The 10,170-nt window shown below is 62.8% G+C and carries 4 protein-coding genes; all 4 read right to left on the reverse strand.

Annotation, left to right across the window (positions count from 1 at the left end):
• The coding region (locus tag VFV96_00005) for an MFS transporter (GenBank protein HEU5068779.1) at window positions 1–322 on the reverse strand (322 nt) is incomplete at its 3' end.
• Between the two features lie 104 nt (window positions 323–426).
• Window positions 427–2,616 (reverse strand): glycoside hydrolase family 32 protein, encoded by a 2,190-nt coding sequence (locus VFV96_00010; protein ID HEU5068780.1) that lies wholly within the window; start codon window positions 2,614–2,616, stop codon window positions 427–429.
• A gap of 16 nt (window positions 2,617–2,632) precedes the next feature.
• Window positions 2,633–6,952 (reverse strand): immunoglobulin domain-containing protein, encoded by a 4,320-nt coding sequence (locus VFV96_00015; protein ID HEU5068781.1) that lies wholly within the window; start codon window positions 6,950–6,952, stop codon window positions 2,633–2,635.
• Window positions 6,953–7,035: 83 nt separating this feature from the next.
• Window positions 7,036–10,170, reverse strand: a 3,135-nt coding sequence (locus VFV96_00020; GenBank protein ID HEU5068782.1) for an autotransporter-associated beta strand repeat-containing protein, incomplete at its 5' end; no start/stop codon positions are given.

Raw genomic sequence — 10,170 nt, forward strand, 5'->3', positions numbered from 1 at the left:
CCAGTCCACCCAGTAATCGCGCCAGCACGAACTGGGTGACGTTGCCGGCCAGCGCGCAACCGACGGCCGAAACGACATACAGCCCGCCAATCATGAGCAGCGTCCGCTTGCGGCCCAGCTTGTCCGTCGGCCAGCCGCCGAGCAGCGAGCCAAGCACTGTGCCGTAAAGCGCCGAACCCATGACGAGTCCGTGCAACGCCGCGCTCAGACCCCAAAGCTTTTGAATGGTCTGTTCGGCGCCGGAAATGACCACGGTGTCAAAGCCGAACAGAAATCCCGCCAGCGCGGAGGTGACGGACCAGAAGAAGATTCGCCGTTTCATGGTTTGATCAGTTCAACACAGTCCAGACCGAACACATATTTCGCGCCCGTGGCCGCGGCGCAAACACAAGCGAAGAGTTGGGGGGAGGCGTTCATGGCTGCCGGCTATTGCCACGCCGACTTGAGTTCATAAACCGCCACCGAAACGATGCCGGCGCGACCGCCCAGACAGGAAAGTTTCAGACGCCGATTCTCGGGCGAAAGCGCTTTGGCCATCGGCAAATAAAGCGTGCCGTCGCCACCAAAAACATCCACTGACGCGCGATCCACGAAGCAGTGCAGTGTGATTTTGCCAGCTTGCGGCGCCAGCGCGGCCTGGCTGCCCAGGCAGGAAAGAGTTTGCGCCTTCACATCATAAATGACCGGCACGCCGCGCAGCTCGAGCGTGATTTTCTGGGCGTCGCCCACGGAAAGTTGCGCCTCGATCTCCAGTAAATCGCCCGTGATGTTTGCCAGCGGATTGTCTCCCGGCACGAATGTTTGCGGTTTGAGGCGGTGTGTTTTCTGGCGGAGCGATTTGAGTTCGCGCACCGGCTGGACCGTCAGCTCCGGACCGGCAGGAGCGTCCCGAAGCGCCAGTTCCACCGGCAAACCCATCATCTGGTTGAAGGGCATGCCGCGGAAAATTTCGCCGTCGGGCAGCCGGCCCCAAGGAATCAAAATGCAGCGGCCATCGCCAGGCGGAATGTCGGAAAAAACCTGCGACGCATACCAGCAGTTGCCATTTTGCAAACGGCGCGGCGGCGTCTCGGGAACGAATTGCCGGCCGTCAAACCGGCCCACCACATAGACGCCATTCGCGCCGTAAAAAACCCAGCGCAACGACCGCGCATCGCCCGCCAACGGCAGCGCAAAGAAATTCGGACACTCCGCATCGCCGGGCAGCGTGAAGTCCTGAAGCTTGGTCCACTGCTTCAAATCGCGGGATTCAAAGAGCGCGTAGTCGTGCTGATAGAGGTAGAGCGCCATCACCCATTTCTGCCCCGGCGCAAACCAGACGACTTTGGGATCGCGGTTTTCGGCGGCGAGGTGTCCGAGCACGGGATTGTTCCCGTATTTGGTCCACGTGCGGCCGCGATCGTTGCTGTAGGCGAGACCCTGGGTGAAGGGGTGCCCCGCCGCAGTGAACATCGCGACCAGCGCCGGTTTTCGGCCAGTTTGAAAGCCGGCCGTGTTGTGCCAGTCCACCACCGCCGAACCGGAATACATCGTGCCGTGTTCATCCGGATACAGGGCCTCGGGCAGTTCCCGCCAATGAACCAGATCCCGGCTGGCCGCGTGGCCCCAGTGCATGTTGCCCCAATTCCAGCCGTAGGGATTGTGCTGATAGAACAAATGATATTCGCCCTCGAAATAAACGAGGCCGTTGGGGTCGTTCAACCAGCCGCGCCGGGACGTGAAATGAAACTGCGGCCGGCGCGCTTCATGATATAAATCACCCGCCTCCTTGAGTGTGGGGGATTGTTCGATGGCGCGCAGCCCCGCAGAATCCTCGGCCAGCCGGTCCACCTTCACGGTGAGGGTTTTGCCGCGATACGGAGCGGCATCCCAAAATGCCCACCAATCCGGCCGGCCATCCGCCAGTTCGATGTCGAAGCGCGTCTGCTCCCGGCCGTCCACCAGCAAGGTCACCCGCTTCTTCGGCGCGCCGTTCTTCACGGGAAAATTCAGATACGGTTGCTGAATCAAAATCTCCCGTGTGACGTCCCGCTGGATGACGGGCGCGACGATCCGCCGGTCACTTTGAACAATTTGGTCCACGTTGATGTGGCCCCAGCCGCCGGTCGCATCATCCACAATCTCCAGCGCGACGCTTCGCCCCAGCAAATCACCAACCTCCCATTGCCCGGGTTGCAGGCGCTCGCTGCCGCCGGGCTCGACGTTCGGACCGGTGGCGGTGCGGACCGCCTTTCCATCCGCCAGCAGATTCAGGCAGGTCTTGCCCTCCCATCCGCCGCCGCCGATCAGAAACTGGAGATAATGCCGTTCGATTTTGAACGGCGGCGAAGTCAGTCGCCCGGTGGAACCGTCTCCGCCCCGGAACGAGTTCACCAAACCAGCGCCTTGATAGCCGTCCACGGGCATTTGGTTGGGCAGGGTGCCGCGGGCGGGCGCGTTGCCGAAGGCGGCGCCGGTCACTTGCCACGCGCCGTAGTTCGTGCCCTCAAAGTCGGCTACAACGATGTCCGGCGACTGCGCCCAGGCGGTGCGGAAGCCCAGTCCGCCGATGAGCAAGGCCGTGCCGGCGATTTGCCGCCACGACCGGCGCGCCCGGGGGTTGCTTGGCTTGATCATGATGCAGGATTGGACGTCATGGCGCCGGCCAGATGGATTTGAGTTTGGTCACCGTCAGGGAATTGAAGGTCGCGGTGCCGCCGGTGCATGTGAGTGAGGCCAGGCCGGTGCCGGCGGGATTGCTGACGGGCAACGGCATGTAAAGCGCGCCATCGTTGCCGAAGATTTCCAGCGAGTCGCGATCCACGATGATTTCGAGCGTGACACGGCCGTTCACCGGCGGCAAGGCATTGACGATTCCGTTGCAGGCGACTTGCTGGGTCGCCGCGTTGTAGGTGACCGTCACGCCCTGAAAGGTGAAGTTGAGGGTCTGCGCCGTGCCCGCGTTGAATTGCGCTTTCAAATCGAACAGGGTGCCGCGAATTCCGGCGAGCGGATTGTAGCCCGGGCTCAACACCAGATTCGTCCACGCGTAAACGTTTGCGGCGGCGTTGGTGATTTCAGCCACGGGCGTGGAACACAGGCGCACGCCGTCCGCCGTGGTGCGCAGGTTCAGTTCGGTTGGGAAATACATCATCTGGTTGAACGGCATTCCGGGCATGCCGATGATGGCCCAGCCCATCCGCACCACACGCGGATCGCCGGGTGGCATGCGGGTGAAGGTTTGCGACGCGTAGAACCCGGCGCCGCGGTTGCCCGCCAGTTTGGGTGTGGCCGGTGTGAATTTCACCCCGTCGAACTCCCCGAGTTGATAGCTGCTGCTGGCGTCGCAGAGCAGCCATTGCACGTTGTTGGTGTCGCCATCGACCGCCAGCGGGAACAGATCCGGGCACTCGAAAAACCCATTATAGATTTTGCTGCGGAACGTCCAATGCCGGAAATCCGGCGAGGAGTAGAACTGCACGCCGTTGCCGCCCGCATCATCATAAACGGCCATGACCCAGTAATTGGAAGGCGCATACCACAGCAGGTGCGGATCACGACCGGTTCCGGCATGCACCACCACCGGATTGCCAGGGTAATCCGTGAAGCTTTGCCCGCCATCGTTGCTGTATGCGATGCATTCGCCGCGAGCCGTGCTGTAATACGCCGCCACGATGACGTCGTTCGTGCCCGTTTTAAACCCGCCGGTGTTTGCGGAATCCACCACGGCGCTGCCGGACCAGACATCGTCGCCGTAAGCATGAGAATAAATTCCTTCCGGCATTTCCTGCCAGTGCACCAGATCCGGGCTTGCGGCGTGTCCCCACCATTTCTGTCCGGAGCCGTCCCAGGTGAACGGGTCGTGCTGATAATACAGGTGATACTGCCCGCCGGCGTAAATCATGCCGTTGGCATCGTTGAGCCAGCCGCGGGCGCTCGAAAAGTGCAACTGCGGCCGCAGCGTCTCGCGGTAAAGATTCGTGGCGCCGACAATGCCGTTGGTCTGCATCACGGCGCTTAAACCCGTGGAGCCCGGCGCCAGACTGCTCACCGATACGGTGGCGGTCTGGTTCGAGAACGCCGCCACATCCACAAACGCCCACCAATCCGGCGCGCCGGCGGCCAACGGGATGTCAAAGTCGCGCACAGGATTTCCGCCCACGCTGACCGTGACGCGCTTCAACGCGGCCCCGTTCTTGACAGGCAGGTTGAGCAAATTATTCGTCAGCAGCAGCGTCCGGGACAACGATGGGAACGCGTCGTCGGCCAACACAATCTGGTCCACATTGATGTGACCCCACCCGCCCGTGGCGGAATCCACAATCTGCAACGTCGCCGTCTGTCCGAACAGGTCGCGGACGTCCCATTGCTGCGGCTGCAACATCTCGCTGTCGTTCCCGGTGGCCGTTCGCACGATCCCGTTGCTGATGATGAGATTCAGGCAGGCCTGCCCCGGAAGGTTTCCGCCGCCGATGAGAAAGTTCAGGTAAGGCCGGGTGATCACGAACGGCGGTGACGTCAGCGTGCCGGTGGCCGGGTCGCCGCCATTGTAGGAATTCACCAGACCCGCACCCTGATAACCGCTGACTGGCTGTTGATTTGGCAACGCGCCCGACGCCGGGCCCGAACCAAACGCTGTGCCCGTGGTGGTCCACGCGCCGTAAGTGGGCTGCTCAAAATCCGCGATGACGATGTCCCTGCCGGACGGCCCCGCAGCCGCGGCACCGTTCAACAGGCGGTAAAAACGTTGCCAGTGCGTCACGTTGGTTTCGATGAAGCGTGCGGCGCCGAAGGCGGACGTCGTCACATTGCCCAAACCCAGCCACGGGCCCGTCACATTGGTGGCGGCCTGCAATTGGTAGCTGTAGTTCGGAGACGCGGCGAGGAGCAGGTGCGAGGCGTCGTTGGTCCGTTGCGCCAGTTGCAACCACGACACTGTCCGGCCAATGACATCCGCCCAAGTCATTCCGATCCGCACCTCGTCGTGTGTGACGGTGACTCCGTTAAGATACGCGCCGAAGGAAATCCCGTTGAACGACAGATCGGCAATGTTCGTGAGCGCCAGCGTCGGTGATGCCGGCTCGGTCTGCGACGTGGGATTGCGATACACCGTCAACGTGTCGTTGCCCGCGTGATAATCGATCCGCAGGACGTAGAAGTTGGCGCCCGTGCTGCCGGAGCCCAGGTCGTAAAACGTCGAGGCGCCGCCGGGCGGCGACTCAATGCGCAAGTGCGCGCGGGTGTCGCCCGTGTCGTTGCCAATGCCGGCCATCCGCCCGCCATCGCCCAGATCGCCGCGCTTCAATTCAAATTCATAAAACTGCACCAGCGCGCTGGGTTGTTGGAGGAAGCTGAGGTAGATCGTCGTGCCGTCAGCCCCGAGGTTGCCGTGCTCATCCAGCAAGCCACGCAGCGCCAACGGGCCGGAGTCCGAGCAGTTGAGGTAACGCCCCTTGCGCGACGCGTTGGCGCTGAACAAGGCCCCACCCAGCGAATGGGCATCGTAGCCGGCCGGAGCGTTCGCGCCTGCCGTCAGGCTGTTGGAATACGACTGTGACGTGGCGCCGTTGACATTGACCCAGGGGCCGGCCCAACCAAAGCCGCCGTGGGCGCCGCCAATGTCACCGCTGCTTTGGCCGTAGTTGAAGCCTTCATACGCCAGCAAGCCGCCGAAATCAGGAAAGACGTTGACGACGGCGCTCGTCACGCTGCCATGGGAGTTGCCGGCCACGAGCGCATACTGGCCGGCCGCGAACACGCCCGCATCCGCCGGCGCCAACGTCGCGTTTGTCGCGCCGCCCACCGCCTCATCATCGCGATACCACTGCAACGTCAGCGGCGCAGCTCCGCCCACGGAAGCCTGGAGGACCAGATTGGTGCCCGGGCCCACCAGCACGTTGCGCGAACCAGAGAGGTTCAGGGCGATGATCTGCATGCTCAGGGCCGCGGGCGCACTGGTGGCAACACCCAGCGCGTTGGACGCGGTGACGGAATACTGACCGGCGTCGCCCAACTGAACGTTCGACAAGGTCAGGCTGGTGTTGGTCTGGCCGGGCAGCGCGTTCGTGCCGCGCTGCCAATGATAATGCAACGGCAGCGGGGACTGCGCCTGCGCGGTGAAGGTCACGGTTTGACCGACATAACCCGCCTGGTTCGTCGGCTGCACCACAAACACCGGCGGATTGCCCAGCACATCGGCCCAGGTTTCACCGAGCCGGATTTCGTCGTGCTTCACGGTCACGCCATTGAGGAACGCGGCGAGCGAAAGGCCATCGAACGACAGGTCCGCCGTTGCCAGCAGGGTCAGCACGGGCTCGTTCTCTGCTTCGGTGGCACCGGTCGGATTGCGATAAACGTAAACATCGTCGTTGCCCGGTTTGAAATCGATGCGCACGACGTAGAAATTCACATTGGTGCTGCCGGGGCCGAGCGGCGTTTGCGTGGTGTTCGGCGCGCGCCAGTTGACGGTGGCGGCATCGAGGTCGTTGCCAATGCCAGCAACGCGTCCGGGATCATCGAGATTACCGCGGTGGAATTCAAACTCGTAAAACTTGAGCGCGCTGTTGGGCTGTTGCAGGAAGCCGACATACACGGTTTTGCCATCAGCCCCGACCTGCCCGCCGGCATCGAGATAACCGTGTGTTCCGAATGGCCCGCCGGGGGAGCAATCCAGCCAGCGCCCCACGCGGCTGGTTGAATTGACCAGCGCGGCCGCACCGGTTGAACGCGCATCAAACCCTGCCGGCGCGCCGGCGCCCGCCACCAGACTGCCCGCCACCACCACGCCGCCCGAACCGGCAACCGTTTGCCAGCCGCCGTTCCATCCCGTGCCGCCGTTCAGCCCGGCGAGGTTCGCCCCGGCGCCCGCGTCGTTGAGCCCTTCATAAACCAGCCGTTCAGCCGGCGCACGGGTTTGCCACAGCAACAATAAAACCGCCCCGGCCACGAACCGCCCAATGTCTTGCTTCACCATCAATGGCATCCCATTCATCCTTTCATGAGCAGACTGCCGGAGCGAAATGCCCCGGCAGTCTTCGTTTCCGCCGACCTCACAACTCAAGGTGTCACCGTCCGGTAAAAGGCCCGATCCGCAGGCGGATTCACATCTTCAAAATCAACGGAGCCATTTTCCGGACATACAACCGTGCCGATGTCACTCCATGGCCCCGCCACACTGCCGGCCCGCTGGATATGATATGAGAATCCGGGCGTCGCTGCAAAGCGCACGCGCCGGCCGTTGGCCGAGGGCTCCGGCGGCAGCAAGTTCGAGACGGCCAGGCCCAGCGCATCCTCATACGTGGCGCCCAGCCGGATTTCGTCGTGCTTCACATCGGGTCCGTTGTAGGCCGCCACGGAAACGCCGTTGAACGACAGGTCCGCCACGTTGGAAACCGTCAAGGTCGGCGTGGCCGGTTCGGAGGTCGAGCTGGGATTCCGATAGACGAACACATCGTCATTGCCGGCCTTGTAGTCGATGCGCACGACGTAGAAATTGACCGCTGCGGTGCCCGCCCCGAGCGAGCGATCGTTGACGCCGTTGGGCGCGCGGAGATTGACGTTGTTGCCCGCCGCGTCGTTGCCGATGCCGCCGATGCGGCCCGGATCGCTCAGATTGCCGCGGTGAAACTCAAACTCGTAGAACCCGGAGGTGCGGTCCGGCTGCTGGAGGAGGCCAAGGTAAACCGTCTTGCCGTCGGCGCCGACGTTGCCGTGCGCATCGATGAACCCTTGCTTGTAGAGCGCGCTGTTGGTGGAGCAGTCAAAGAACCGTCCGGAACGTGTCTGCGCATTCGAGGGCACTTCGATGCAGTTGCTGATGGAGCGGGAATCATAACCCGCCGGAACATTCACGCCGCCCTGCAGGTTGCCGGTGGTGATGAGGACTCCATTGCCATCCGTCTGCTGCCACGGGCCGTCCCAACCAAAGCCGCCCGCCTGGCTGGCACCATCCACCGAACCGACGTCATAACCGAAACCATCATAGACAAACACGTGGTTGTTGACGGCGTAAATGGTGACCGCCGCCACACTGCTGGTGACGGAACCCGCGGTCCCGGTCACCACGACGTAAAAATTGCCGCCGTCAGTGATCTGCAATCCGGACAGCGCCAGGCTGCTGTTCGTCGCGCCGCTGACCGGATTTCCATTCAAATACCATTGATACGTCGCCGTCCCACCCACGACGGCGCTGGTCAGGGTGGCCGATTGTCCGTGGTTCAAATACACGACCTGATTTTGCGGTTGCGTGGTGAAGGCCAGACCGGCCACCTGCAAATCGCCGGTGCCAAGAATGAATCCGGGAAGGTTGCTGGCGTTGTAGCTGCCCACGGGCAACGCCACGCCGTTTGTGTAAAATCCGGTCACCGCCAGCGAGCCGGCGAAATTCAGATTCAGATACGCCCCGTCCACCAGACGAAGGGCACTGGGCAGACTGCCGGGCGCGTCCAACTGAAGCGTGCCTTGATTAACGAGGGTGTCGCCGGTGTAGGTGTTGGTGGCGGCCAGCTCCAGCACGCCGGAACCGGTCACAATCAATCCCCCGTTGCCGGACAGGACGCCGCTCAAGGCAATCGTATTACCTGCCGTGTCGAAGGTGACGGAGCCATTGAGATTCGTCAGGTTCACGTCGAGCGACGACGACCAGCTGGTCGATGCGGCCACGGTGCCGCCGCCCAGATTGAGCCCATACGAGCCGCTGCTGGACGTGATGCCGCCACTGTCGATGGTGATGGTGCCCCCGCCAAGGGTGTAAACACCGCGGCCATAGGCACGCACCGAGCCCAGGTCCAGGTTGAACACGTTATTGATGGCGCCGCCGGCCTGGGTCAGCGTGGCCGTGTAAGTCACTCCAGCATCACCCAGCGCGAGGCCCAGGGTTTCGCCATTCAGGTCCAGCACGCCACCGTTCATGTCATACGCCGCCTGCGTGCCCACATGGCTGGTGGCGCCCACAAACAAATAGGCATGTGAGGGATTGCTGTAACTGAACGTCCCGCCATTCTGGATGACCCGGCCGCTGCCGCCGTCGCGGCCAATCACCATGGCGTCGTCAAAATCGCCCGCCACAGTCAGTGTCGCCCCCGGTTGAATGACGAGTGTGCCATTGTAGTTGGTGTCCGCATTACCCAAGAACACGAAGCTGCCGCTCGTCCCGCTGATCGTCACGTTGCCGCTGATGACGGTGGTGCCGCCATTGGCGATGCAGCCGCTGAAATAATCCACGCCCCCCAAGGTGAGCGTGCCCGCACCGGTTTTGGTAAGACTGCTCGCGGAGTTGATCGCGCCGCCCAGCGTCAGATTGCCGTTCGTGGGCGTGTTGAGGGTTTGGTTGGCCGTCCAGGTCATGCCGAGATTGATGCTCTGGGTAACCGGTGTGGCGGGATCGCCGTTGAAGCCAAGACCGCCGGTCAAGGTGATGTCGCTGCCGCCCAGCACGAACGCACCCGCAGCGGCATCAAACGTCAGGCTGCTGACGGTAATGTCGGCCAGATCGTTGTTGTTCGTGAGCCGCGCGTGGCCGGCAAAGGTCAGGGCATGCGGAAAAACCGGCACGGCATGGTTGTCCCAGTTGCCCGCGGAACTCCAGTTGTCGTCCGCGCCGCCGCCCGTCCACAAGCCGGTGCTGATGCCGCTGGAAACCTGCACTTCACCCGAACCCACGATGAAGCCCGGCAGCGTGCCCGCGTTGTAGGAACCAACCGGCAACGCGACGCCATTCGTGTAGAGGCTGCCGACGACGTAATTTCCGCCAAAGTTCAGGTTCAAAAAGGCCCTGTCCGCCAGACCCAGCGCGCCCGCACTGCTGCCCGTGGAATCCAGCTGCAACGTGCTGCCTGCGGTGACGAGCGTGTCGCCGGTGTAAGTGTTCGCTCCGGAAAGTTCCAGCGTGCCCCCGCCGGAAACGGTCAGACCGCCCGGACCCGACAGCACGCCCGAGAGCATGATCAGGCTGCCCGCCGTGTCGAAGTTGACCGGGCCGTTGCTGCCCGTCAGCGTCAGGTTCAGCGCCGACACCCAGCTGGCTTCGGCGCCAACCGTGCCGCCGCCCAGATTCAATTCGTAGCCGCCGCCGGCGAAAACCGTGATGCCGCCCGAGCCGATGTAAATGCTGCCGCCGGTCAGATTGTAAATGCCGTGGCCCTGGGTGAAGAACGGACTGAAGTAGAGCTGCCCCACGTTCGTGATGACACC

The sequence above is a fragment of the Verrucomicrobiia bacterium genome (genome assembly GCA_035765895.1).
Taxonomy (GTDB): Bacteria; Verrucomicrobiota; Verrucomicrobiia; order Limisphaerales; family DSYF01; genus DSYF01.